At 61.2% G+C, this 25528-nt stretch carries 23 protein-coding genes; 11 read left to right on the forward strand and 12 right to left on the reverse strand.

Features of this window, described 5'->3' with window-relative positions:
- The first annotated feature begins 89 nt into the window (after window positions 1–89).
- Window positions 90–902 (forward strand): peptidoglycan editing factor PgeF, encoded by an 813-nt coding sequence (gene pgeF, locus BPRO_RS10640; RefSeq protein ID WP_011483062.1) that lies wholly within the window; start codon window positions 90–92, stop codon window positions 900–902.
- Here the strand turns inward: pgeF and BPRO_RS28545 are convergent.
- Entirely contained in the window at window positions 810–1172 is a 363-nt protein-coding gene (locus BPRO_RS28545) for a hypothetical protein (RefSeq protein WP_011483063.1), read from the reverse strand. The two genes, pgeF and BPRO_RS28545, sit on opposite strands and share 93 nt — an antisense overlap.
- A gap of 111 nt (window positions 1173–1283) precedes the next feature.
- Here BPRO_RS28545 and BPRO_RS10645 point away from each other — a divergent pair, with 111 nt between their 5' ends.
- From BPRO_RS10645 to phbB, 3 genes are all read left to right on the forward strand, one after another.
- Entirely contained in the window at window positions 1284–3026 is a 1743-nt protein-coding gene (locus BPRO_RS10645; protein ID WP_011483064.1) for a PHA/PHB synthase family protein, read from the forward strand.
- Between the two features lie 172 nt (window positions 3027–3198).
- Window positions 3199–4377, forward strand: coding sequence for an acetyl-CoA C-acetyltransferase (locus tag BPRO_RS10650; RefSeq protein WP_011483065.1), 1179 nt, complete (start codon window positions 3199–3201; stop codon window positions 4375–4377).
- Window positions 4378–4535: 158 nt separating this feature from the next.
- Window positions 4536–5273: an acetoacetyl-CoA reductase gene (gene phbB, locus BPRO_RS10655; RefSeq protein ID WP_011483066.1), complete on the forward strand. Its 738-nt coding sequence runs from the start codon at window positions 4536–4538 to the stop codon at window positions 5271–5273.
- 115 nt (window positions 5274–5388) lie between these two features.
- On the opposite strand, the gene BPRO_RS10660 is transcribed toward phbB, so the two are convergent.
- Genes BPRO_RS10660 through BPRO_RS10685 form a run of 6 tightly spaced genes read right to left on the reverse strand, consistent with a single transcriptional unit; the run spans window position 5389 to window position 10351 of the window.
- Entirely contained in the window at window positions 5389–6387 is a 999-nt protein-coding gene (locus tag BPRO_RS10660; protein ID WP_011483067.1) for a Bug family tripartite tricarboxylate transporter substrate binding protein, read from the reverse strand.
- A 1-nt stretch (window position 6388) separates the two neighbouring features.
- On the reverse strand, window positions 6389–7045 hold the full coding sequence (locus BPRO_RS10665; protein ID WP_011483068.1) for a hypothetical protein: 657 nt from the start codon (window positions 7043–7045) through the stop codon (window positions 6389–6391).
- A gap of 60 nt (window positions 7046–7105) precedes the next feature.
- Entirely contained in the window at window positions 7106–7627 is a 522-nt protein-coding gene (locus BPRO_RS10670; RefSeq protein ID WP_011483069.1) for a carboxymuconolactone decarboxylase family protein, read from the reverse strand.
- Window positions 7628–7635: 8 nt separating this feature from the next.
- Window positions 7636–8628, reverse strand: a complete 993-nt coding sequence (locus BPRO_RS10675; protein ID WP_011483070.1) for a Bug family tripartite tricarboxylate transporter substrate binding protein — start codon at window positions 8626–8628, stop codon at window positions 7636–7638.
- A gap of 26 nt (window positions 8629–8654) precedes the next feature.
- Complete coding sequence (locus tag BPRO_RS10680) at window positions 8655–9455, reverse strand: SDR family NAD(P)-dependent oxidoreductase (RefSeq protein WP_011483071.1); 801 nt, start codon at window positions 9453–9455, stop codon at window positions 8655–8657.
- Window positions 9456–9478: 23 nt separating this feature from the next.
- Window positions 9479–10351 (reverse strand): amidohydrolase family protein, encoded by an 873-nt coding sequence (locus tag BPRO_RS10685; RefSeq protein ID WP_011483072.1) that lies wholly within the window; start codon window positions 10349–10351, stop codon window positions 9479–9481.
- 174 nt (window positions 10352–10525) lie between these two features.
- Between BPRO_RS10685 and BPRO_RS10690 the strand changes: the two genes are divergently transcribed.
- Together BPRO_RS10690 and ybaL are read left to right on the forward strand one after the other, a co-directional pair.
- Window positions 10526–11407, forward strand: coding sequence for a LysR substrate-binding domain-containing protein (locus tag BPRO_RS10690; RefSeq protein WP_232291525.1), 882 nt, complete (start codon window positions 10526–10528; stop codon window positions 11405–11407).
- A 168-nt stretch (window positions 11408–11575) separates the two neighbouring features.
- A complete protein-coding gene (ybaL, locus tag BPRO_RS10695) occupies window positions 11576–13279 on the forward strand; it encodes a YbaL family putative K(+) efflux transporter (protein ID WP_011483074.1) in 1704 nt (567 codons plus the stop codon).
- Window positions 13280–13362: 83 nt separating this feature from the next.
- Here the strand turns inward: ybaL and BPRO_RS10700 are convergent, their stop codons facing one another.
- From BPRO_RS10700 to BPRO_RS10710, 3 genes are all read right to left on the reverse strand, one after another.
- Entirely contained in the window at window positions 13363–13920 is a 558-nt protein-coding gene (locus BPRO_RS10700) for a cupin domain-containing protein (RefSeq protein ID WP_011483075.1), read from the reverse strand.
- Between the two features lie 74 nt (window positions 13921–13994).
- The gene (locus tag BPRO_RS10705; RefSeq protein WP_011483076.1) at window positions 13995–14390 is read right to left on the reverse strand and encodes a hypothetical protein; all 396 of its coding nucleotides are present in this window, start codon (window positions 14388–14390) and stop codon (window positions 13995–13997) included.
- Window positions 14391–14522: 132 nt separating this feature from the next.
- Window positions 14523–16370, reverse strand: a complete 1848-nt coding sequence (locus tag BPRO_RS10710) for a M14 family metallopeptidase (RefSeq protein ID WP_011483077.1) — start codon at window positions 16368–16370, stop codon at window positions 14523–14525.
- A 183-nt stretch (window positions 16371–16553) separates the two neighbouring features.
- On the opposite strand from BPRO_RS10710, the gene dusA reads away from it, so the two are divergent.
- Window positions 16554–17588, forward strand: coding sequence for a tRNA dihydrouridine(20/20a) synthase DusA (gene dusA, locus BPRO_RS10715; RefSeq protein WP_011483078.1), 1035 nt, complete (start codon window positions 16554–16556; stop codon window positions 17586–17588).
- 51 nt (window positions 17589–17639) lie between these two features.
- Here the strand turns inward: dusA and BPRO_RS10720 are convergent, their stop codons facing one another.
- On the reverse strand, window positions 17640–18095 hold the full coding sequence (locus tag BPRO_RS10720; protein WP_011483079.1) for an Lrp/AsnC family transcriptional regulator: 456 nt from the start codon (window positions 18093–18095) through the stop codon (window positions 17640–17642).
- A 342-nt stretch (window positions 18096–18437) separates the two neighbouring features.
- On the opposite strand from BPRO_RS10720, the gene BPRO_RS10725 reads away from it, so the two are divergent.
- The 4 genes from BPRO_RS10725 to BPRO_RS10740 all read left to right on the forward strand — a co-directional run bounded on the left by BPRO_RS10725 (window position 18438) and on the right by BPRO_RS10740 (window position 24712).
- Window positions 18438–19541 (forward strand): saccharopine dehydrogenase family protein, encoded by a 1104-nt coding sequence (locus BPRO_RS10725; RefSeq protein ID WP_011483080.1) that lies wholly within the window; start codon window positions 18438–18440, stop codon window positions 19539–19541.
- A 358-nt stretch (window positions 19542–19899) separates the two neighbouring features.
- Window positions 19900–21822 (forward strand): PrkA family serine protein kinase, encoded by a 1923-nt coding sequence (locus BPRO_RS10730; RefSeq protein ID WP_011483082.1) that lies wholly within the window; start codon window positions 19900–19902, stop codon window positions 21820–21822.
- 53 nt (window positions 21823–21875) lie between these two features.
- Window positions 21876–23153: a YeaH/YhbH family protein gene (locus BPRO_RS10735; RefSeq protein WP_041388724.1), complete on the forward strand. Its 1278-nt coding sequence runs from the start codon at window positions 21876–21878 to the stop codon at window positions 23151–23153.
- Complete coding sequence (locus tag BPRO_RS10740; protein ID WP_011483084.1) at window positions 23150–24712, forward strand: SpoVR family protein; 1563 nt, start codon at window positions 23150–23152, stop codon at window positions 24710–24712. The genes BPRO_RS10735 and BPRO_RS10740 overlap by 4 nt, the downstream gene beginning before the upstream one ends.
- A 36-nt stretch (window positions 24713–24748) precedes the next feature.
- Here BPRO_RS10740 and BPRO_RS10745 read toward each other — a convergent pair whose 3' ends face one another.
- Window positions 24749–25384, reverse strand: a complete 636-nt coding sequence (locus BPRO_RS10745; RefSeq protein WP_011483085.1) for a GntR family transcriptional regulator — start codon at window positions 25382–25384, stop codon at window positions 24749–24751.
- Window positions 25385–25528 lie beyond the last annotated feature (144 nt).

Below are 25528 nucleotides of genomic sequence, written 5' to 3' on the forward strand. Positions count from 1 at the left end.
TCCCCACTCCGTGTGGTTCGCTGCCCCCCGAGGGGGCTAATTTTCCTAGGGGCGGCCCGTCGGAAAATTGCTCTGCAGACCAGGTCGCTATGGATGCACGCTGGCTGATTCCTGACTGGCCCGCGCCACCGGGCGTGCGGGCGGTCTTCACCACCCGGCAGGGCGGGGTGTCAGACGTGCCTTATGACAGCATGAACCTGGGCGACCATGTGGGCGACCTGCCTGAGCGCGTGGCCGCCAACCGCTCGCTTTTGCAGCGTGCCACCGGCGCCCGCTCCATATTCCTCAAGCAGGTTCATGGCAGCGAGGTGCTGGAGCTTGGCCCGGACACCGCCGATGGCCAGCTGGCCGATGCCTGCGTCACGGTGCAGTCCGGGCTGGCCTGTACCATCATGGTCGCTGATTGCCTGCCTGTGCTGCTGGCCACGGAAGACGGGGCCGTGGTGGCCGCGGCGCATGCCGGCTGGCGGGGGCTGGCGGGGATCGACGGGCCGGGCGGGCAGGGGGTGCTGGAGTCGGTTTATCAGCATGTCAAGGCTATAACTCCCGAAAATACAGAAGATGACGCTACTAAAATGGTAGCGTGGCTGGGCCCCTGCATAGGGCCCTCCGCCTTTGAAGTTGGCCCCGAGGTGAAAGCGGCATTTGAAGCGGGACAGCCCGGTGCGGACCGCTTCTTTGTGCCGTGCGGGGCGGGCAAGTACCTGGCCAATCTGCCTGCACTGGCCCGCCTTCGGCTGCAGGCGCTGGGCGTCACGCAAATTTATGGCAACGACGGCAGCCTTCCCTGGTGCACGGTGAGCAACCCTTCAAGGTTCTTTTCTCATCGGCGCGATGCGGGCGTCGGCGGCAACGGCTTCGGTACCACGGGCCGCATGGCCGCCTGCATCTGGATGGAGTGATGGGGCAGCCGGGTCCGCGATCGCACCAGTGGCGGCAACATCATCACCTGCATCGGTGCGCGTTCGCTGCGCGAACTCTTCGGCATCGCGTTTTTTGATCGCCCTGCTGCGTGCCGGCGCACCCATTAGGTAAACCACCAATGCCGCAGGCCCCATTCCATAGAGTACAAAGGTAATAAGCGCCCCCAGCACCGTTCCGTTGCTGTTGGTGGCTTCAGCAACACTCATCATGAGCACGACGTAGATCCAGGCGATGACAATCAAATACATATAAAACTCTGAGTTCGGTCAGCAATTTAGAAGAAAACCCTACGATACTGAAAGCCTGTTTAAAAAGGCGAAAAAAGGGTCTTCAGGACTCCATACCGAGAAGGAGGCAAGATGAATTCTGACGCACAGTGGTCCCAGGCGGCCCAACAGATGCAGGAAACCTTTGGCGCGGGCTTCCAGCAGATGCTGGGCGCATTCGGAACAGGCAGCCCTCCGGCCGGTTTGCCGCAAATCGATCTGTCCACGTTCCAGCAGGCCCTGCCGTCCCTCCGCTTCGATCCCGTCAAGCTGCAAGAACTGCAGCAGCAATACATTCAAAACGCCTCAGTGCTCTGGAACCAGGGGGTTCAGGCTGGTGTCGACGCAGCCACCGCATCCGACCGGCGTTTTGCCGCCGAAGCCTGGAATGCCAATCCTGTCTCCAGGTTCTCGGCCTCCACCTACCTGCTCAATGCCCGTACCCTGATGGGGCTGGCCGAAGCGGTGGAGGGCGATGCGAAAACCAAGGCACGTCTGCGATTTGCGGTTGAGCAGTGGATGGCGGCAACGGCGCCCAGCAATTTTCTGGCGCTGAATGCCGAAGCCCAGCAAAAGGCCATCGCCAGCAAGGGCGAGAGCATTGCGCGTGGCATCCAGAACCTGCTGCACGACATGAGACAGGGCCATCTGTCGATGACCGACGAAAGTGTGTTCGAGGTGGGCAAGAATGTTGCCACCACGGAAGGCGCGGTGGTCTTTGAAAACGAATTCTTCCAGCTGCTGGAATACAAGCCGCTGACGGCGAGGGTCTATGAAAAACCCTTCCTGCTCGTTCCGCCCTGCATCAACAAGTTTTATATTCTGGATCTGCAACCCGACAATTCGCTGATCCGCTACGCGGTCAGCCAGGGCCAACGTACCTTCGTGGTGAGCTGGCGCAACCCTGACGAGTCCATGACCGGCAACACATGGGATGACTATATCGAGCACGGTGCCATCAAGGCCATCGAGGTGGTGCAGGAAATCACCGGTGCCAAAACCATCAATGCGCTGGGTTTTTGCGTTGGCGGCACTATTTTGGGAACGGCGCTTGCCGTGCTGGCTGCACGCGGCGAGAAGCCGGTGACCAGCCTCACGCTGCTGACTTCACTGCTTGACTTCACCGACACCGGCATCCTGGATATTTTCATTGACGAGAATTCCGTCAAATACCGTGAGGCGGAGATGGGGAAAGGGGGCTTGCTCAAGGGGCAGGACCTGGCGGCTACCTTCAGCTTTCTGCGACCCAACGATCTGGTCTGGAATTACGTCGTGGGCAATTACCTGAAAGGCGAAACACCGCCGCCGTTCGACCTGCTCTACTGGAACAGCGACTCCACCAACCTGCCGGGCCCGTTTTACGCCTGGTACCTGCGCAACACCTATTTTGAAAACAACCTGGTCAAACCTGGCAAAACCGTGGTGTGCGGCCAAAAGGTTGATCTGGGCAAGCTCGACATGCCCGTTTATATCTACGGCTCGCGCGAGGACCATATCGTGCCCATTGGCGGAGCCTATGCGTCAACGCAGCAGCTGCCGGGCAAAAAGCGTTTTGTGATGGGCGCTTCCGGCCATATTGCCGGCGTGATCAATCCGCCGGCCAAGAAAAAACGCAGCTACTGGACCAACGATAAGCTGCCGCAGGGCAAGTTTCCCGCGGAGCAGGCTGAGTGGCAGAAAAATGCCACAGAACACCCCGGCAGCTGGTGGACGGACTGGTCCGACTGGCTCGAGGGCCATGCCGGCAAGCAAATTGCCGCGCCCAAGGGCTACGGCGGTCGCCAGCACAAGAAGATCGAGCCCGCGCCGGGCCGGTACGTCAAGGTGAAGGCCTGAAGATGAGCGTCTCAATCTTCACCTCAAGCCTCCATAAAAGCGTGAAAAGCATCCAATAATTTACAGGGCTCAGGTATCGAAAAGCCCATGGCAGACGCTCAACCGACGGGTACCTCCGGGAGAGCGTCACAACAAGATTTCGCAACAAGACTTCACCACAAGGATAGACATCATGGAAGACATTGTTATCGTTTCAGCAGGCCGCACGGCCGTTGGAAAATTTGGCGGTTCCCTGGCGAAAATGCCTGCAACCGAACTTGGCGCGGCCGTGATCAAGGCGGTGCTCGAGCGTTCCGGCCTGAGCGCCGAACAGGTGGGCGAAGTCATCCTCGGCCAGGTTTTGGCCGCCGGGGTGGGACAGAATCCGGCGCGCCAGGCCGTGATCAAGGCGGGCTTCCCGCATGGCATTCCGGGACTGACGATCAATGCCGTTTGCGGCTCCGGCCTCAAGGCGGTCATGTTGGCGGCGCAGTCTGTGGCGACTGGTGACAGCGAAATCGTCATTGCCGGTGGTCAGGAGAACATGAGTGCGGCGCCGCACGTGTTGAACGGCTCGCGGGACGGCCAGCGCATGGGCGACTGGAAGATGATCGATTCGATGATTGTGGATGGCCTGTGGGACGTCTACAACCAGTACCACATGGGCATCACCGCCGAGAATGTCGCCAAGAAATACGGCATTGACCGTGAGTCGCAGGACGCGCTGGCGCTGGCCAGTCAGACCAAGGCCGCCGCTGCTCAGGACGCCGGTAAATTCAAGGACGAGATTATTCCGATTTCCATTCCGCAGAAAAAAGGCGACCCGCTGGTGTTTGCGGCCGACGAGTTCATCAACCGAAAAACCAATGCAGAGGGCCTGGCCGGCCTGCGCCCCGCCTTTGACAAGGCCGGTGGCGTCACGGCAGGCAATGCCTCGGGCCTGAACGACGGTGCGGCGGCGGTGATGGTCATGACAGCCAAAAAGGCTGCCGCGCTCGGCCTGAAGCCGCTGGCGCGTATTGCAAGCTACGCCACGACCGGCCTGGACCCGGCCTACATGGGCATGGGCCCGGTTCCGGCATCGACCAAGGCGCTGAAGCGCGCCGGCTGGAAGGCGCAGGATCTGGACTTGCTGGAGATCAATGAAGCCTTTGCCGCACAGGCCTGCGCAGTGAACAAGGAAATGGGCTGGGACACCAGCAAGGTCAACGTCAATGGCGGTGCTATTGCCATCGGCCACCCGATTGGTGCCTCCGGTTGCCGCATCCTGGTGACGCTGCTGCACGAGATGGCGCGACGCGATGCCAAAAAAGGTATTGCCAGCCTGTGTATTGGCGGTGGCATGGGGGTGGCACTCACACTGGAGCGCTGAGTCCCAGCTAAAACAGTCTGATGCCGGCGCAATTACCCCGCTGAAGGCTATTGAATAGATAGCCGATCGGAATGGAGCAAAGTAGATTAGGGTAAACAAGAGCAACTCAGAGCAAAGCAGAACAATTTCGCAAAATTGCATATCAAGGAGAGAACGACATGAGCAAAAAAGTAGCGTATGTGACCGGCGGCATGGGCGGTATTGGAACTGCCATTTGCCAGCGGCTGTCCAAGGATGGCTATACCGTGATTGCCGGATGCGGACCCACGCGTGATTTCACCAAATGGCTCGACGAACAGAAGGCGTTGGGCTACACCTTCTATGCGTCGGTCGGCAACGTGGGCGACTGGGACTCGACGGTGGCGGCTTTCGATAAAGTCAAGGCTGAGCATGGGCCGGTGAGTGTGCTGGTGAACAATGCCGGCATCACGCGCGACGGCCAGTTCCGCAAGATGAGCAAAGCCGACTGGGATGCGGTGATTTCGACCAACCTGGACAGCATGTTCAATGTGACCAAACAGGTCATCGAAGGCATGATTGAGGCGGGCTTCGGCCGCATCATCAACATTTCATCGGTCAATGGCCAGAAAGGCCAGTTCGGCCAGGTGAACTACTCCACCGCCAAGGCCGGCCTGCACGGCTTTACCATGGCGCTGGCGCAAGAGGTGGCGAGCAAAGGCGTGACGGTGAACACCGTCAGTCCGGGCTATATCGGGACGGACATGGTCAAGGCCATACGCCCTGATGTGCTGGAGAAAATTGTGGCCGGTGTCCCCGCCAAGCGCCTGGGCCAGCCAGAAGAGATTGCCTCCATCATTGCCTGGATTGCGTCTGAAGAAGGTGGTTATGCTACCGGTGCGGACTTCTCGCTCAATGGCGGTTTGCACATGGGCTGAGTGCCCGCATGCCTCATGAAAAAACCCGCTCCGGCGGGTTTTTTTATTGGGCACTTGACTTGATGGCTTGATGACTTGAGATCGGATCGGTCACGGTCAAATTTTTAGCGGAGGTTCAATCAGGCTTGATGCGCGCCTGCCGCACGATGTCCTTCCAGATGGCCTGTTCACCGCGAATGAAGGCCGCAAATTCTGCCGGCGGCTGCCCGCCGATGGTCGCGTTGTCGCCCGCAAAGCGCTCAGCCGTTGCGGGTGAATGCAGCGCCTTGGCCGACTCCAGCTGCAGACGCTGGACAATCTCGACGGGTGTGCCGGCCGGGGCCAGAATGCCGTACCACTGCACCGACTCGAAGTTGCGGTAGCCCATCTCGGCCACGGTGGGGACGTCCGGCAGGGCAGGCAGTCTGGCCGGCGTTCCCACGGCAATCGCGCGCAGGCGGCCACTGCGGATATGCGGCAGAAGCGCCGGTGTTCCGGCTGAAAAAACCTGCGTCCGCCCTGCCAGCAGGTCGGTCAGCGCCGGTCCGGTGCCGCGGTAGGGGATATGTGTCATGAAGGTGCCGGTGACCAGCTTGAGGTACTCCATGGCCAGGTGGCCAGCGCTGGCATTGCCGGCCGATGCGTAATTCAGCTTGCCGGGGTTCTTCCTGGCGTAAGCCACGAACTCGCGGAAGTCCCGGGCGGGCACATCGGGGTGGATGACAAAGAGGCTGGGGATTTTGGCCAGAAGCGTCACAGGCATGAAGTCCCGGTTCACGTCGTAGCCTGTGTTGGCAAAGATGTAAGGGTTGACCGCCAGTGAACCCACATGGCCGAGGATGATGGTGTGGCCGTCCGGGGCCGCCCGGGCCACTTCCTGCATGGCGGGCACGCCACCGCCGCCGGCCTTGTTGTCAATCAACACCGGAACGCCCAGCTGCCGGGTGAGCTCGTTGGCCACAGCGCGGGCCACGATATCGGAGGTGCCGCCAGGCACGAAAGGCACGACGAAGCGGATGGGCTTGCTGGGCCACGTCGACTGCGCGCGGCCTGGCCAGGGAGAAACCATTGCCGCCGAGACCATGGCCGTGCGTTGGAGCCAGTACCGGCGTTGTGGGGAAACGATGTTGTGCATGCTACGTCCCTGATTTTGTGGTGTGGCTGCCGGGCAGTACTTTGAACATGCTGCGAACCGTGTGGGTGAAGTGCGGCCTCATGCGGCTGCTCCAGTCTGTGGCACGTACCGCCAGCCAGGGTGCCGAACCCAGTGTTTCTTCGGTCACCAGGTCGTAACAGGCCAGCGACAGGGGGCCGTGGTCGTGGTTAAGAAAGCGTGCAGCGCGGATGCAGCCCGGCACCGCGGCCAGGCCGGGCATGTGCTCGGTGTCGTACCACTGCGCCAGCTCGGGCATCCAGCCGCTTTCGGGGTCCATCTCGACCACGTAATGAAACACGGGCTTGCTGCCGGCAGAAGCCCCTCTGGCCTCAAACACCTTTTGCAGCCGGGACACGCATACCTGTTGTAGCTGGGGCCATTCCCTTTCAAGCGCCAACTCCAGCGTGGTGGCGACGGCTTTGTCGAGTGGCACGCGCTCCGGTAAATGCAGATAGATGTACAGCATTTTGTGTGCGGCAGAAAAAGCGCTGTGCAGCTCTGCCGGTGATGGCTTCAGGGCGCCTCGCAAGTGCTGCATGATGGCCGGCAGGCAGTCGGGCAGGTGGTCGTTATTACCCGGAGACAGTGTGGCTTTCACCAGCAAGGCGTCCGTCGGGATGGTTGTGGCAGCGCTCATTGGGTAACCTCTGCGCTGCGCGTTGCGGTATTCGCCTTGGTAACGGCCGGGCGGCTCATGTCAGTGCCCAATCCTGAGGGCCACCAGAAAACGCGACACCATGTTGTAGGCGGCCACGGTGGCCACCAGGTCGATCAGCTGCTGCTCACTGAAGCAGGGCTTGATCGGGTCAAACACACTGTCGGGCACATCGATGTCGCGTGTCATCGCGTCGGTCAGCGCCAGCACCCGGCGTTCCTGATCTGAAAATCCCGTCAGCCCCTCTGGCCGCTGCAAGTCACGCAGGGCGTCGATTTTTTCCTGTGGCATACCCGCCTTGAGTGCATGCGGGACATGAGCCTCAAACTCGTAGGGCGCGCGGTTCAGCACCGCAACGCGCAGGATAATCATCTCGCGCAGGTCGGCGGGCAGGCTGCTGCGGTTGCGTACAGCGGTCAAAAGGCCCTCCCAGCCCTGTGCCAATGTCGGGCTGTTCAGCAGCACCTGGTACAGCAGCGACACGCGGCCGCGTTCGGCCTGAATGCCGGCTTCAATAGCCGCCAGCTCGGGCCGGGTGCCCGGTGCAATCGGTGAGATTCTCATGAGCGGGTCTATTCGGGTTTGATCTTTTTGTCACGAATCACCCGGCCCCATTTGGCCGTGTCATTTTTCAGCAGCAACGCGAGCTCAGCCGGGCTGGATGCCGCAGGCTCAGCGCCCGAGGCCTGCAGCCTGGCACGCACGCCTTCATGGGCCAGCGTGCGCCTGATGGCCTGGTTGAGGCGCTCTATGTCAGCCGCCGGCGTGGCTTTTCCGGCAAAAAGCGCGTACCAGTTGTCAGAGTCCACACCCGCCATGCCCATTTCCTGAAAGGTTTTAACGTCGGGCAGCAGCGGGTGGCGCCTGGGCGATGCGATGCCAATGGGCTTGAGCTTGCCTGCCTTGATAAAGCCGACGAGGCCGGGAATGTCGCCAAAAAAGCCATCCACATGGCCCGCAATCACGTCGGTGATGGCTGGCGCGGCACCCTTGTACGGTACATGCACCAGGTTGGTTTTGGTGGCGTCGGCCAGCAGCTCCATGGCCAGGTGCGGCACGCTGCCCGTGCCGGAAGACGCCATGGTGACCCCCTCTTTGCGCAGTTTGGCATTGGCGATGAATTCAGCGCCAGTCTTCGCCGGGTTGTTGGCGCCGACCACCAGCAGCTCCACGTTGTTGGCCACCAGCGATATCGGGGCCAAATCGCGTACCGGGTCGTAGGGCAGTTTTTCATACAGCGGTGGGTTGATGGCCACCGCGCCGACGCTGGTGAGCCAGATGGTGCTGCCGTCGGGCGCGGCCCGTGAGACAAAGTCGGCGGCGATGGCGCCGTTGGCGCCAGCCCGGTTTTCCACAATCACCTGGGTGCCCAGCTCCTTGCCAAGCTGTTCGCTGATGCTGCGCGCCACAAAATCCACCGGTCCGCCAGGCGGGAAGGCCACCACCAGCCGGGTGATGCTGGTTTGCGCCATGGCGCTTGTTGTCGTGAAGCCCCCGGAAAGGGCCAGCAGGACGCCTGGTAGCAGGCTGAGGATATTTCTGCGGAGCTTGTCTCGTGTTTTCATGATTTTTCCTTCATTCCTTCATTCCGTTAATCGCATCGAACCGACATGCCCCCATCGACCACCAGCTCGGTACCGGTGACGAAGCGGGCTTCATCAGAAGCCAGAAACAACGCCGCATTGGCGGTATCGCGGCCGTCACCCATGAAGGGCAATGGAATGCGCGACTGCCGCTGCTGCAGCAAGGCGCTGACGTCGCCCTCTGTGCGCTGTTTGGCCAGACGCGCGTCCACCATGGGGGTGTAGAGCTGGCCGGGCACCACGGTGTTGACGCGTATGCCCGTCTTGGCGTATTGCACGGCCACCACGCGCGAGAACTGGATCACGCCGGCCTTGGTGGAGGCGTAAGCCACCTGCGCCGAGCCCGTCCAGCGGATGCCCGACGTGGAGGCGATGTTGACGATAGCCCCTGAGGCACGCTCTTCCATGAGGGGCAGCACATGCTTGCAGGTCAAAAACACACTTTTCAGGTTGTGGTCAACCTGCGCGTCCCAGACTTCTTCCGTCATTTCTACCGGACCGCCCGCCGCCGAACCGCCGACGTTGTTGACGAGTATGTCGATGCGCCCGAAGCGCTCAAGGCAAGCCGTCACGACGGCGGCAACCGAATCGGATTGGGTCACGTCGCAGGCCGCCGTTTCGATCTCGCCGCCCGCTTCCTTGACCAGTCTCACGGTCTCCTGCATACGTTCGACATCGCGGTCTACCGCAAATACCCGGGCACCTTCCTGTGCAAAGCGCACGGCAATCGCACGGCCATTGCCCCAGCCCGGGCCGACGGACCCGGCACCGGTTACCAACGCTACCTTGTCTTGCAAACGTCCATTCACGGGGAGATCCTTTTGATGACGCTTCAGGCTGGAAATTGATAAAAGCGTTGCGGGTTTTGAACCAGCAGGCGATCCAGCAGCTCGGGCGTGGGGGCGATGTCGCGCAGCAGGTCCACCAGCACGCCGTCGTCGGGCACATGTGTGTGGTTGGGGTGCGGCCAATCGGTTCCCCACAAGCAGCGATCGGGAAAGGTTTGTACCAATTGGCGGGCAAGTCGCGCGCCTTGGGTGTAGGGCGGGGCGGGCGCAATGCGGTCCGCACCGCTGACCTTGACGTAAAAACGCGGGTCTTCCATCAAGCTGCAGAGCGCGCTGAAATCGGCGTGGTCAGGCCCCAGCGTGGCGTCAACGCGGCCCATATGGTCAATCACCACCGGTACGGCCGAGGTTTTGAGAATTGGCGCCAGCTCATGGATCAGGCTGCTTTCAAAATGCACCTGCAAATGCAGGCCCAGCGGCGCCAGGCGGTGCGTCAAATCCGCCACCTGCTGCGGCGTGGCGCCTTGCCCCAGGTGTGCCATGAAGTTGAAACGCACGCCGCGAAAACCGGCGGCCTTCAGGCGCCGCAGTTCGGCATCGGGCACGGTGTGCGGCACCAGCGCCACACCGAGGTAACGGCCTCCGCCTGCAGCAATCGCGTCTTCCACCACCGAATTGTCAAAACCGTGGCAGGCTGACTGCACGATCACGCAGCGGGAAATTCCCAGAAACCGATGCAGGGCAAACAGCGTCTCTTTCGGCGCATCTGCCGGGGTGAAGCTGCGAGTGTCAGCAAACGGAAAGCGCGCGGCGGGGCCGAAGACATGGACGTGGCTGTCGCAGGCCCCCACGGGTAGCTGCAGGCGAGGCCGCGACGGCCGCGGATTGAAGGTAAGGGTGGGTGTTGATGTCGTCATGGTGCTTGTCCGTATTCTGGCGGCGATGCCTCTGTTTTGGTTGGATGATTTTCAGATATCAGCTATTTGAATATTCAATATCACTGGGTACACTGTCGGGTACATCGGTCACCCGGATCCTCAGGATCCGTTCAGCAGGAGCCCATCATCGATTTACGCCGTCTTGAATATTTTGTGGCCGTTGCCGAGGCCGGCAGCTTCAGCAAGGCTGCAGCGGCGCTGGTGATGTCGCAGCCCGCGCTCAGCCAGCAGGTGGCCCTGCTCGAACAGGAAATCGGTCAACGCCTGCTCAACCGCACAGGGCGCGGCGCCGAGCCCACCGACGCGGGGCTGGCGCTGCTGACGCACGCGCGGGCGATTTTTGAGCTGGCGGAACGGGCCCGTGCTGACATGCAGGAGCGCAAGCTCATCCCCAGCGGCCGCATCACCATCGGCCTGCCGCCGCGCGTCGCCCACGCCATGACGGCGGATTTGGTGGAGCGCTTTCGCGCCGAGTTCCCTGATGCCGCCATCAGCGTGGAAGAGGGGCTCAGCATTCGTCTGCGTGAATGGCTGGTGGCCGGCCGCCTTGATGTGGCGGTGCTGTTTGACCCACCCGCGTCGCCGCTGCTGAATATTGAAACCATCGTGCGTGAGCCGTTGGTGCTGATGGCATCAACCCCCCTGCCACCACGCATCCGGCTGGCCGAGGTGGCGGCACTGTCATTGGTCCTGCCCAGCAAGCCCAATTCCTTGCGACAACTGCTTGAAAGCGAGGTCAAGCCCCGAGGTTACCTGCTCAAGGTGGTGGCGGAGGTGGATTCGATAAAAACCGTGCTGTCGCTGGTTGCGCGCGGCGTGGCCGCAACCGTGCTGCCGGCCAGCGCCATACGGGAATGGACGCATGACACACCGCCTTTCATGGCTGCCATCCATGCGCCGGTGATTCGCAACCGCCTGTGTGTTGCGGTTCCCAAGGCGCGCCCGGCTACCCGGCTGAGCCGGTTTCTCGTGAGCCTGACGCGGGAGCTGTGCGAACAGTATTACGGCGATGCTGTGCACCAGCGAAAGCCCTGAACCCGTTGCTTCAGAACGCGCACTATCACGCACTGTCGCGGACTATCGCGCACTATTTTTGCTTCACCTTGTTTCCTTCTGACTGTAGTAAATTAGATCGGCGCACTGCCTTGCGCGGCTTTCGTTCGCGCCCGCCTCTTCGCCTCTTGTTGAAGGAACCCCTCCCGCATGCCCCATAGCGTCTCCCTCATCAGCACTATCGCCGCCGGCCTGGGTCTGGCTTTGATCTTTGGCTTTGCGGCTGCACGGCTTCGCTTGCCCGCCATCGTTGGCTATCTGCTGGCAGGGGTGATCATCGGGCCCTTCACGCCGGGTTTTGTGGCCGATACCGGGATTGCCAGCCAGCTTGCCGAGATTGGCGTGATGCTGCTGATGTTTGGTGTCGGTCTGCATTTTTCGCTGGATGATTTGCTGGCGGTACGCAAGATTGCCGTGCCCGGCGCTGTGGTGCAGATGACTGTGGCGACTGCGCTGGGTATGGGGCTGGCGCACTGGTGGGGCTGGAACCTGGGCGGCGCGCTGGTGTTCGGGCTTTCGCTGTCGGTGGCCAGTACGGTGGTGTTGCTCCGCGCGCTTGAGAGTCGGGGGATTCTTGATTCCGTCAACGGGCGCATTGCCGTGGGCTGGCTCGTGGTGGAAGACCTGGCCATGGTGCTGGTGCTGGTCTTGTTGCCGCCGCTGGGCAGCTGGCTATCTGGTAAAACCGATGCCTCCGCCGATGTCAACATGCTGTGGAAAACGCTGGGCATGACGATGTTGCAGGTCGGCGGTTTTGTCGCGCTGATGCTGGTCGTGGGGCGGCGGTTTTTTCCGTGGGTGCTGTGGCATGTACAGCGCACGGGTTCGCGTGAGCTCTTTACCTTGTGCGTGGTGGCGGCAGCCGTCAGCATTGCGTTTGGTGCGACGGCGCTGTTTGGCGTGTCGTTTGCGCTGGGCGCATTTTTTGCCGGCATGGTGATGCGCGAGTCCGAGTTCAGTCACCGTGCCGCAGAAGAGTCGCTGCCGCTGCGTGACGCTTTTGCGGTGCTGTTCTTTGTTTCGGTCGGCATGCTGTTTGACCCCTGGGTGCTTCTGGAGCGTCCGCTGCAGGTGCTGGCGGTGGTGGGCATCATCATTGTCGGCAAATCGCTGGCGGCCGGCCTGCTCGTCGTGGCGTTTCGCTACCCGCTCAATACCGCGCTCACGGTGTCTGCCAGCCTGGCGCAGATCGGTGAATTTTCTTTCATCCTGGTGGCCCTGGGTGCGTCGCTTGGACTGCTGCCGCCGGAGGGGCAAAGCCTGGTGCTGGCCGGGGCGCTGATCTCGATTGCGCTGAACCAGCTGGTCTTCAAGGCGGTTGAACCTTTTCAGCAATGGATACTGGGCAAGTCCGCACTGGCGCGCAAACTGGAAGCACGTGACGACCCGACGGCCCAGCTGCCGGCCAGCACTGAAGCGAAGTATCTCTCGCACCATGTGGTGCTGGTCGGTTATGGGCGGGTAGGGCGGCGCATCGCGGAGGCGCTTGGGGCCCACCACATCCCTTTTGTCGTGGCCGAGCAAAACCGCGAGGCGGTTGAACGGCTGCGGGAGCAGGGGCTGCCTGCGGTCTCAGGTGATGCGTCGGAGCCTGATGTGCTGATTCAGGCGCATATCGCGCAAGCCCGCATGCTGGTGATTGCCACACCTGACACGCTCGATGTGCGGCAGATGATTGCGACGGCCCGGGCGCTTAACCCGGCGATTGAAACAGTGGTGCGCACACACAACGAGGCGGAGGCCAAGCTGCTGGATCAGGAAAATGCTGGTAAGGTGTTTCTGGGGGAGCATGAGTTGGCACAGGCGATGACGCGCCATGTGCTGGAGCGCTCCGCCGCCAGTGCTGCACATTAGCGGAGGCTTTTAAGCCCGCACACGAACGAAGCGCGGCGGATCACACCGCTGAACGCACCAGGTCCCTGCAGACGTGGGGTTGCTCATGAAGCAGCGTGGTCAATGAAGACCGAGAGGTGAGGGTGCTCACGCCTGATCAACTGGGCCTCGTGGCCGTCGGCCTGCATCATCTGGAAATCAGAAAAATCGAAGCCCGGTCCGACCATGCAGGCCACCAGGGTGAAGCCATCCGGGTGACCGGCCAGGGGTCTGGCGGCCTGCCAGAGGCCTGCCGCAATGACGTGTTGGGGTTGACGCGGCAGCGGCCCATCGAGGTTCTCTGCAACACTGACGGGACCCAGCGGGATACAGCTTGCCTGGTGAGTGGTGGCATCCCACGCCCAGAGGTCAAGCGGTGCGCCTTCGAGGTATACCCAGACCTCATCTGAAAGCACCTTGTGCCAACGGGAATGCTGTCCGGCCTCCAGCAGGAAGTAAATGGACGTGAGGGCATGCCGCGCCGGCCGCCCGTCCGCAGGTTGCACCTGCAGGTCCGAGCGGAAGACTTCGCGGTACCAGCCGCCCTCGGGATGGGGCCGCAGTTGCAGGTGCGCAACCAGCTGGCGGGCACGTTGCAGGCAGTCGGGGCGGTGCGCGGTCATGGGGCGAAGTTTGCCTCAAATCCGCAGGGGCCTTCACCGACCCTCATAGAGGTCCCACGGAATAAAGCCAGAGGCTATTCCAGATCCTCCATGGCCAGCGAGTGGTATCTCTGGGCATAGGAAAACGGCACCGTGCGCACCACGGCCATCACGCGCTCGGTGTCCTCCCCGGAGTGCACGGGAATCATCAGTCCATAGTGGCCTTCCCGTGCCAGATCGCCGAATTTGTGGACGGTCGCCCCCTCGGTACCCACGGACGGCAGATGTACATCTGAATGTCCATCGGCCGGGCTGATTTCCTTGAGAATGGTTTCCGGGCTCAGCAGCATGACGCCGTCGTTGCCTGCCTCGAGTTCGCTGGCGACCTTGCGGACGTCCGCGGCATCCGGAAACATGATGACCGCGTAGCCCGTCGGGTAAAAAACACCGCCCATATTCAGCATTTTTTTGGTCAGTTCAAAGTCTTTCATGGCCTGTCCTTTTTGCATCAACCTGATCATTAAGGCGCGAAAATCCTCTGCGCCCGGTCAGCCATGACATCCTCTTCCTGTCAGACACGAGCGTCAGGACCGTGGGCTGCCGGCTGGTGCACCGCTAATGGCTCAAGGCAGGTCCTCGAATTTGATGGCCGGCTCTGCCATCACGCGCACGGTGCTTTGCAGGCCATCCAGGATCTGGTTGGCAAAATAGCTGCTCTGTGTGTCGGGCTCCAGCGCGGCAAGCACGAGGTTGCCCAGAGGCTGGTTGAGCGGCACGTAGTAGCTGCCGCGCGGCACATCGACCACACCGCGCAGCAGGCTCACCTGTGCTTTGATGACCGGTGCGCCGCCGGCGATCGTGCCGCGCACGTCCTGCCGCTCGCCTGTCGTGCGCGAGCTTTCCCGGTAGCTGTCGCCCAGCAGGGAGCCGGGCTCTGCCACACGCAACACCTGTACGCCGTGCAGGCGCAGCCGGTCCACGGCTTTGCCCGAGTCTGCGGACAGCCAGTACCCGCAGGGACGTGCGCGCACCTTGACCTTGCGCAGCGCGAGCGCCGAGTCCCAGTCCACCGTGACGGCCTTGTCGGCACCGCTTACCGGGTCCAGCATGAGCAGCTCGTACTGGGCGGGCGTAGCTGCCGCTTCCACAATGGCTTCGTCCCTGCAGGCCTGGGCGCTGACTTCCTTGTCGAGGTAGGGGCGCAGCTGGTTCAGGTCGCTGGCGCGCTGGGCGGTGCTGGCGAGCACGCTGGTGATGGCCGTGACGTGGGTATGCACGCGCCGCTGTATGTGCAGCCGCCCGATGCCCACGCCGCGTGTTTCGATCAGCAGGCTCACGGAATTCTTCAGGCCGTTCACATTGCGGCCCGTATCAGGTTGGGTGCTGCCCATGGAGATCTTCCTGTCGGCCAGGTCGGTGGATGTGGTGTAGTACCACTCGGTGCTCAGGCCCTGGGTCTTGAGGGCTGCCAGCAGGGGGCGGCGGTACCACTCCTCGGCGGCTTTGGTCAAAAACTCGGGGATATTGGCGGTGGTGGCGTATTGCAGCAGCGTGTCGAACTTCTGCACCGTGCCAAACTTTTGCAGGAAGCGGCCCACCACGGTGTATTCGTGCGCATCCACGACCACCGTGGGACGGTAGTCCCGTGTGAGTTGAGCCAGCGCCTGGGTCTCGGGCGTGTTGAGCAGCAAATGATCGCGGTTCATGTCCAGCCCGCCGCTGGTCACACGCTGGTCAGTGGCTGCGCCGTCGGGGTTGGCGCGCGGAACAATGACCACATTGATGTGTTCCAGCACAGGCCGCAAACGGCCCTGTGCAAGCTCCCTGGCAATGATCAGCAGCGCCTCGCTACCGGCAGGCTCGTCGCCATGCTGCTGCCCGACCAGCAACACCGTCGGCCGGCCCGTAGCCTGGAGGGCGGACGGGTCTGTGCCGCTGGCATGGGTCAGGACCAGCGCCTCAAGGGGTTCGCCACGCTGGGACCTCCCGATGGGTAGAACGGCAGCTTTAACGCCAGGCGCTTGCGATGCGACCATCGCCTGATCGCGCAGCCAGGCCTGGATTTCCGCCAGGGTGGTGAAGCTGGTGCGGCCGGCTTGCAGGCCCGGTGTGTCGTAAATCACCGAAGGTGCCGGAAACCGGGCGGCGACAGCCGCGCTGTAGGGTGCTGGCGGGTCAGCGGGCGCTGAGGAGGGTGTTGCAGGTAGCCGCGAGGGCGGGGCAACCGGAGATATCTGTACCGCGGCCGGGGGCGCAGCCGGTCGTGGTGCGGTGACTACAGATGCGGGAGGGCTGGCGGGTGCACGCGCGACCGGCGGTGACGAGGAAGGTGTCCAGGGTGGCAGGGGTACCGATGTGCATGCCGCCAGCAAGGCCGCCAGTGGAATCGCCACCATGATTCGCCCGGTCCAGGGCCGGTTGTCTGGCGGCTGGGTGCCGGATGCGTGGGGTGGTGCCGCGGGTCTGCTCATCGCTGTCATTCCTTTGTTGTCTTGCGCGCTGGGCGTTTGTCGCCTGGCCGGGCCCGGGCTTGGGGCCGGCAGGTTCAAGGCATGTTACCCGGCTTGTGTGGCGGCTTGCCTTGGTGACTTCCCCCTGGCTGCCCATGGGCCAAGAGAAACACTGGGTTTTACTCTGCTGGGATAATTGGACTCATGTCAACGCCCGTTCCCGGCTCAGCCGGCTCTTTGCATTCTGTCACCGATAACCGTGCGCATTCGCCGTGGCGCCTGAGCGTGGCCCCGATGATGGACTGGACGGACCGGCATTGCCGCCACTTTCACCGCCTGCTGTCTGGCCACGCCTTGCTGTATACCGAGATGGTGACAACCGGTGCCCTGATACATGGCGACGTGGCGCGGCATCTTCGTTTTGGCGTGGAGGAGCACCCGGTGGCCCTGCAACTGGGCGGCAGCGAGCCGGCCGAACTGGCCCAGTGCGCCACGCTGGGCGAGCAGTGGGGCTATGACGAGATCAACCTGAACTGCGGCTGCCCCAGCGAGCGGGTGCAGCGCGGCTCCTTCGGCGCCTGCCTGATGGCCGAGCCGCAACTGGTGGCCGATTGCGTCAAGGCCATGGTCGACGTGGTGTCCGTTCCTGTGACGGTGAAGCACCGTATCGGCATCGACAAGGGCGAAAGCTACGGTTTTGTGCGTGATTTTGTGGGCGCGGTCAGCGAGGCGGGGTGCAGCACCTTCATCGTCCACGCGCGCAACGCCTGGCTCAAGGGCCTTTCCCCGAAGGAAAACCGCGAGGTGCCGCCGCTGCGCTATGAACTGGTGCACCGGCTCAAGGCCGAGTTTCCGCAACTCACCATCGCCATCAACGGCGGCATCACTACCAGCACGCAAGTGGCCGAGCAGCTGCAGCAACTCGACGGCGTGATGATTGGCCGCGAGGCTTATCACAACCCCTGGTGGCTCAGCGTTTGGGATGCGGCGTTTTACGGTGTGGCGGATGCTGGGCGGACGCGCGAATCCGTTGAAGCGCAGATGGTGGACTACATGGCACGCGAAGCCGCCGAGCATGGCACGCCCTGGAGCAGCATTGCACGTCACATGCTGGGTTTGCGCCACGGCCTGCCTGGGGCGCGGCGCTGGCGGCAGGTCTGGAGCAACCACAAGCTCAAGGCCCTTCACCCGCGCGACGTGATGGCGCTGGCGCATGAGGCTGTGCTGGAGGCGGCATAGGGCGGCTGCCTCGGGGCGCGTCCGGGCTACCCGGGCTATAGGGCTATAGGGCTATAGGCCGACGGCGCTGCGCCGGTCAATCTTGCGGCTAAGGACGATGGACGTCTGGGTGTGGTTCACGCCATCAATCAGGCCGATACGGTCCAGCAGCGCGTTGAGCTGTTCATGGGTTTCACAGCGCAGGAAAACCAGGTAGTCGAACTGCCCGCTGACGGCCGATACCTCTTCAATCTCGGGCATCTGGGCGAGCTCCTTGAGCACTGATGCGGTGGTCTTGGGCAGGATGCTCAGGCTGCAGTAGGCGCGCACGGCGGTGCTGTCCAGCCTTTGGCCCAATCGCACACCATACCCGGCCACCACACCGTCGCGTTCGAGTCGTGCAAGGCGCGCCACCACCGTGGTCCGCGCCAGCTTCAGCTTGCGCGCCAGAGTGGCTGCAGGCTCGCGCGCATTGGCCTGCAGGAGACTCAGCAGGCGCCGGTCAGTGTCATCCAGATGCATGCTCATATAAATTGACTATGAGTTATGTCGTTATGACCAATATAAAAACTCTTTTTGACGGAATTGTCAATACACATTGACATGGATGACGCATACGATAGAACCAAATGAGGCCAGGATTGCGCGTTGATAAAGGGGCGGAAATGGGGGGGTGGCCCCTAGTGCAGTGTTGCATGCTTGATGGGACGAATAAAAGCGATGGATTTTGGGTCAGGGCAAGGCGCAAACCACAGCGATACCCGCAGGTATCGCGCGGATTTGCAACGCCGCCATGGCGCAAAAGACGCGGTTTTATGTTCCAGATAGCGTGCAACACTGCACTAGCCGCAGGGCATGAAAGGAAAGGGTATGGTCACCAGCGTCAGGCCCATCACCATTCTGGGTGCCGGGCACATTGGTTTTGCCATGGCCGTGCTGCTCAGGCACGTCGGCGACTATGAGATCCTCGTGGCCGACCGAGACTGCAAGCGGCTGAAACCCCTGGCCGCCTTGGGCCTGGATGTGATGGTGGTGAATGACGAGGTCTCGCTGGCCCGTGCCGTGGCTGGGCGTTACGCCGTGCTGAACGCGTTGCCCTTTCATCAGGCCATTACCGTCTCCGGCCTCTGCGCCAGGGAGCATGTCCATTATTTTGACCTGACCGAAGACATCGGGAGTGCGCAGGCCATCCGCGGACTGGCGGCGGATGCCACCAGCGTGCTGATGCCCCAGTGCGGGCTGGCGCCGGGTTTCATTGGCATCGTGGGCCATGATCTTGCGCGCCGGTTTGACCGGCTGCTGGACCTGCACCTGCGCGTGGGTGCCCTGCCGCGCTATTGCCTCAACAGGCTGCGCTACAACCTGACGTGGAGCACCGAAGGACTCATTAACCAATACTGCAATCCGTGCAACGCCATCGTGGACGGCGAGCCCACGCAGGTCATGGCGCTGGAAGGCTACGAGACCTTTGCGCTGGACGGCGTCGAATATGAGGCCTTCAATACATCGGGCGGGCTGGGTACGCTCATGGAGACACTGCACGGGAAGGCGCGCAACGTGGACTACAAATCGGTTCGCTATCCCGGGCACTGCGCTGTCATTAAGTTGTTGCTGAACGATTTGCGTTTACGGGAACGCCGGGACCTGCTCAAGGATATTCTGGAGGCAGCGATCCCGGCAACGCGTCAGGACGTCATCGTGGTGTTTGCCTCGGCCTCGGGCTATCGCAATCAACGCCTCGTTGAGGAGTCGTATTTCTCGCGAATGGCGGGCGCCGAGATTGACGGAAACTCCCTGACCGCCATACAGTTGACGACGGCTGCCGGCATTTGTACTGCACTGGACCTGGTTGCGAAGGGGGCCTTGCCGCAATCCGGTTTTATTGGACAGGAGCAGATAGCGCTCGACGAATTCTTGCAGAATCGGTTTGGCCGCATCTGCACCGAAAATTTGACGGAGGCAAGACCTGCATGAAGGCAAGTGACGCTGAAACCAGAAGGCTGAAACTTGCGTGCAGGTCGCGCTGTCGAGCCGTTGCTGGCCAGCGATCTTCAAGCCGTTCCCGAAACAACGTGAAACTCTTTCGGAGCTATTTTTTTCGGGGGGTGCGCCATCTTGCTGTATGCCGGGGTTACGCTGCGCGCATCTGCTGTTGCATATTTGAAAAAAAGGAGAGCGCAGCAAGCGATGCCCTTTACCGGAACTTTTATCTGACCTTAAAATCTACCAAGCAATAAGATTTGAGGTATACATTCAAGTCATAGCGCAGTAAGCAAAGAAATTCTTTGCCGCCGGCCGAGAACCTTCATTTGCTGCGCACATAGGAGGTCCTATGGATGTCGTTCGAAATTTCCTGACGCGGTATGAGCAAACGCGGGAGGAGGAGTTGTCCATCGAGGAATACCTCGAGGCGTGCAAACACAACCCCCTCGTCTATGCAACCGCGGCTGAGCGAATTCTCGCAGCCGTTGGTGAGCCCGAGATGCTGGACACCCGGCATGATCAGCGCCTGTCACGCCTGTTTGGCAACAAGGTCATCAAGATCTACCCGGCATTCCGGGACTTCTACGGACTGGAAGATCCGATCGAGCAGGTGGTGTCCTACTTCCGCCATGCCGCACAGGGCCTGGAGGAGAAAAAGCAGATCCTGTATTTGCTGGGGCCTGTGGGCGGCGGCAAGTCGTCAATCGCCGAGCGGCTCAAACAACTGATGGAGCAGGTGCCTTTCTATGCATTGAAAGGCTCGCCCGTCAATGAGTCGCCGCTCAGCCTGTTCAACAATGCCGAAGACGCCCCGGTGCTCGAATCCCAGTACGGCATTGCGCCGCGCTATCTGCAGCGGGTGATGTCGCCCTGGGCGGTCAAGCGGCTTGACGAGTACGGGGGGGACATCCGCCAGTTCCGTGTGGTCAAGCGTTTCCCCTCCATCCTGAAGCAATGTGCCATTTCCAAGACCGAGCCTGGCGATGAAAACAACCAGGACATTTCTTCGTTGGTGGGCAAGATCGACATCCGCAAGCTGGAAACCTACGCCCAGGACGACCCGGATGCCTACAGCTATTCCGGCGGGCTGTGCCTGGCCAACCAGGGTCTGCTTGAATTTGTCGAGATGTTCAAGGCCCCCATCAAGGTGCTGCATCCGCTGCTCACTGCAACCCAGGAGGGCAACTTCAAGGGTACCGAGGGGTTTGGCGCCATCCCGTTCGATGGCATTGTGATGGCGCACTCCAACGAAAGCGAGTGGAAGGCTTTCAAAAACAACAAGAACAACGAAGCTTTCCTGGACCGCATCTACATCGTCAAGGTGCCGTACTGCCTGCGCGTGTCGGAAGAAGTCAAGATCTACGAAAAGCTGATCCGCAACTCTTCCCTGATCAATGCGATCTGCGCCCCGGGAACGCTGAAAATGATGGCGCAGTTTGCGGTGCTGACGCGCCTGAAAGAGCCAGAAAACTCGAGCCTGTTCAGCAAGCTGCAGGTGTATGACGGCGAGAACCTGAAGGACACTGACCCCAAGGCCAAGAGCTACCAGGAATACCGCGACTACGCGGGTGTGGATGAGGGCATGAGCGGCATCTCGACGCGTTTTGCCTTCAAGATCCTGTCCAAGGTGTTCAATTTCGATTCCACCGAAATTGCAGCCAATCCGGTGCACCTGATGTACGTTCTGGAGCAGCAGATCGAGCGCGAACAGTTCTCGCCCGAAACCGAGCAGCAATACCTGGCCTTCATCAAGGAAACCCTGGCGGTGCGTTATGCCGAGTTCATCGGCAAGGAAATCCAGACGGCTTACCTCGAGTCGTATTCGGAATATGGCCAGAACATTTTCGATCGCTACGTCACCTACGCCGACTTCTGGATTCAGGACCAGGAGTACCGGGATACCGATACCGGCGAAATCTTCGACCGTTCTGCGCTCAATGCCGAACTGGAGAAGATTGAAAAACCGGCAGGCATCAGCAACCCGAAGGATTTCCGCAACGAAATCGTCAACTTCGTGCTGCGCGCGCGGGCCAACAATGCGGGCAAGAACCCGATGTGGACAAGCTACGAGAAGCTGCGCAGCGTGATTGAGAAGAAGATGTTCTCGAACACCGAAGACCTGCTGCCCGTGATCTCGTTCAATGCCAAAGCCAGCGCGGACGAGCAGCAAAAACACGAGGACTTTGTCAACCGGATGGTCGCCAAGGGGTACACCACCCGCCAGGTCCGGTTGTTGTGTGACTGGTACCTGCGCGTTCGCAAGAGCTCCTGAAGTTCGCGGCCTGTGCCTGTAGTACGGGCGCGCCATTTAGCATCAGACCGGAGATCACTGTGCTCCAGCAAGTTATCGATCGGCGGTTGTCGGGGAAGAACAAGTCTATCGGCAACCGCGAGCGCTTCCTGCGCCGCTTCCGCGGGCAGATCCGGGAAGCCGTTCGCCGCGCCGTGGCGGGCCGCAGCATTCACGACATCGAGCAGGGCGAGGACATCACACTGCCACGGCGCGACGTGTCCGAGCCTGTGTTTGGGCACGGATCCGGCGGCATTCGCGAGACTGTCCACCCCGGTAACCGCGACTATGTGCGCGGCGACCGGATCGATCGGCCATCGGGCGGTGGCGCTGGTGGGTCGGGTCCGGGTGCCAGCCAGGACGCCATCGGCGAAGACGATTTCGTGTTCCGCATCACGCGCGAAGAGTTCATGCAGTACTTTTTTGATGATCTCGCGTTGCCTCATCTGGTGCGGACCCAACTCCTGCCCGATGCGCCGGAGTGGAAGTCCCGGCGTGCCGGTTTTATTTCTGAGGGAACGCCGACCAACCTGCATGTGGTGCGTTCGATGCGGGTGGCCCTGAGCCGGCGTATCGCCCTGGGTGGGGATACCCGGCGGCGGCTGCATGAACTGGAACTGCAACTGGCCGAAGCCATGCGCCAGACGCCGCCAATGCCTGGGGAGATTCATGCGCTGACAGTGCAAATTGAAATGCTACGCCGCCGGCTTGGGAAGATTCCGTTTTTTGATCCGTTTGACCTGCGTTACCGCAACCGGGTCAGGGTGCCCCTGCCCACCGCCAAGGCGGCGATGTTCTGCCTGATGGATGTCTCGGGCTCGATGGATGAGGCGCGCAAGGATATCGCCAAGCGTTTTTTCATTTTGCTGTACCTCTTCCTGAGACGCCATTACGAGAGAACCGACGTTATCTTCATTCGCCACCATACGCAGGCCACCGAGGTCTCCGAAGAGGAGTTCTTCCAGTCCACTGAAACCGGTGGCACGGTGGTGTCCAGCGCCTTGACGCTGATGCACCAGATCATCCAGGCCCGCTACCCGCCGGGCGAATGGAACATCTACGGAGCCCAGGCTTCAGACGGCGACAACTGGCATCAGGACTCGGCCAAGTGCCGTGAACTGCTGACTGGCAAGCTGCTGCCGGTATCACGGTACTTCGCTTATGTGCAGGTGGGCGAGGAAGACCAGAACCTGTGGGAAGAGTACACCCAGGTGCAAGACAGCAGCCCCAATTTCGCCATGCGCAAGATCAGCGATGCCGCGGAGATTTATCCGGTGTTCAGGGAGCTGTTCAAGAAAGGCGTCAGTACATGAGCCGGACAAAGCCGCGCCTGCGCTCCGGGACGTCGCAGGCGGAACTGCCGGCAAGCGAGCGTCGGCCTGCGCGCCTGCCCAGTCCGCCGGACTGGTCCTTCGAGCTGATAGAGACTTACCACACCGAGATCGCGCGGACCGCCCGGAACTTCGGCCTGGACACCTACCCGGTGCAACTTGAGGTGATCACGGCCGAGCAGATGATCGATGCCTATGCATCCGTCGGCATGCCGGTCAATTACCGGCACTGGTCGTTTGGGAAGCAGTTCATTTCCACCGAAAAAAATTACCGTCGGGGCCAGATGGGGCTGGCCTACGAAATCGTGATCAATTCGGACCCCTGCATCGCTTACCTGATGGAAGAAAACACCATGCCGATGCAGGCGCTGGTGATGGCTCACGCCTGCTATGGCCACAACTCCTTCTTCAAGGGCAACTATCTGTTCCGTATGTGGACGGACGCCAGCTCGATCATTGACTACCTCGTGTATGCCCGCAGCTACATCGCCGAGTGCGAGGAACATCACGGCTGGGAAGCGATTGAGGAGCTGCTGGACTCCTGCCACGCCCTGATGAGCCACGGTGTGGACCGCTATCGGCGGTCGCAGAAGCTCTCGCTGGCGGAAGAGGAGGCGCGGCGCAAGGACCGCGAGGCCTATTTGCAGCAGCAGCTCAATGATCTGTGGCGCACCGTGCCCAAGTCAGCGGACAAGCAGGTTGAAAAAACCAGCCGCCGCTTTCCGATAGAGCCGGAAGAAAATATTCTTTATTTCATCGAGAAGAACGCACCGCTGCTGGAGCCCTGGCAGCGCGAGGTGGTTCGCATCGTGCGCAAGATCGGCCAGTATTTTTACCCGCAGCGGCAGACCCAGATCATGAATGAAGGCTGGGCCACGTTCTGGCATTACACGCTGCTCAATTCCATGTACGACGAGGGCCTGCTGACCGATGGCTTCATGATCGAGTGCCTGCGGTCGCACACCAACGTCATTTACCAGCCGCCGGTCACACACCCGGCCTACAGCGGGATCAATCCCTATGCGCTGGGCTTTGCCATGTTCAGCGACCTCAAGCGAATTTGTGTTGCGCCGACCGAGGAAGACCGTCAATGGTTCCCCGACATCGCCGGAACCGACTGGCTCAAGACGCTGGATCACGCCATGCGGCACTTCCGGGACGAAAGTTTCATCGGCCAATACCTCTCGCCTCATTTAATGCGTGAGTTCCGGCTTTTCTCCATATTGGACGATGCCGCCGAGACAGAGCTGGAAGTAGCGGCGATCCACGACGAGGCGGGTTACCGGCGGGTGCGCGAAGCGCTGTCGCGCCAGCACGACCTGAATCACCGCGAACCCAACATACAGGTCTGGAATGTGGACGTTCGTGGCGACCGCTCCCTCACTCTGCGCCATTCGCGCAACAACGATCGTCCGCTCACTGACGAAGCCCAGGAAGTGTTGAAGCATGTTGCCCGCCTGTGGGGCTTTCGGGTGTTGCTCGAGAGCGTGGACAAGCACGGGAAGGTGCTGCAGCACTGGGAAGCACTGCCACACGTCTGAGACTTTGTGATCGGGACGCCACCCAGTGGTGGCTTCCTAGCCTGCCGCTTCCAGGCCATTCCTGAAATGTTCGCGCATGCGTTGCGCCGTGCCCTCGGCGTCGTGCGCCGCCAGCGCCTGCATGATGGCCCGGTGCTCCTGCAGCGATTCTTCAATGCGCCCGCTTTTGAGCAGGGAATTGTGGCGATTGAGCTTCATCACCTTGCGCAGGTCGGCGACCATCTGATCGCGCCAGCGGTTGTTGGCAATTTCGAGCAGGCGCATGTGAAACGTTTCATTGATCTGAAAAAAGCGTTCGCGGTCGACCACTGCTTTTTCCAGTTCCTGGTGCAGGCCCTGCAGTTCCTTGAGTTGGGCCTCGGTGGCGGTGGTGGCCACGACGCCTGCGGCATCGCTTTCGAGCAGGGCCAGCAGGTGGTAGACGTCCGCGAGGTCACGCTCGGATACCTCGGTGACATAGGCGCCGCGCCGCACTTTCATGGTGACCAGGCCTTCGGTGGCGAGCACCTTCAGGGCTTCACGCAGGGGAGTGCGGCTGATGCCGTATTCCTCCGCCAGCTTGAGCTCGTCTATCCAGCTTCCCGGGGCCAGTTCGCGATTGAAAATGCGCTGACGCAAAAGTTCGGCGACTTCCTCGTAAAGCGCTCGGGGGGTCAGGGACGTTGCTGCCATAGGGTGACTGGTTGGGTGCTGACGTGACGCTGGTTGGCGTCGGATTTTACATCTTACGTCAAACTGAATTTTGCATCAATAATTATAAATAATGTAAACTAGCCGAATTGTTAAAAAGCAAGGTAACAAGGTAAAGTGGATCGA

It is taken from the genome of Polaromonas sp. JS666, from assembly GCF_000013865.1.
Taxonomy (GTDB): domain Bacteria; phylum Pseudomonadota; class Gammaproteobacteria; order Burkholderiales; family Burkholderiaceae_C; genus Polaromonas.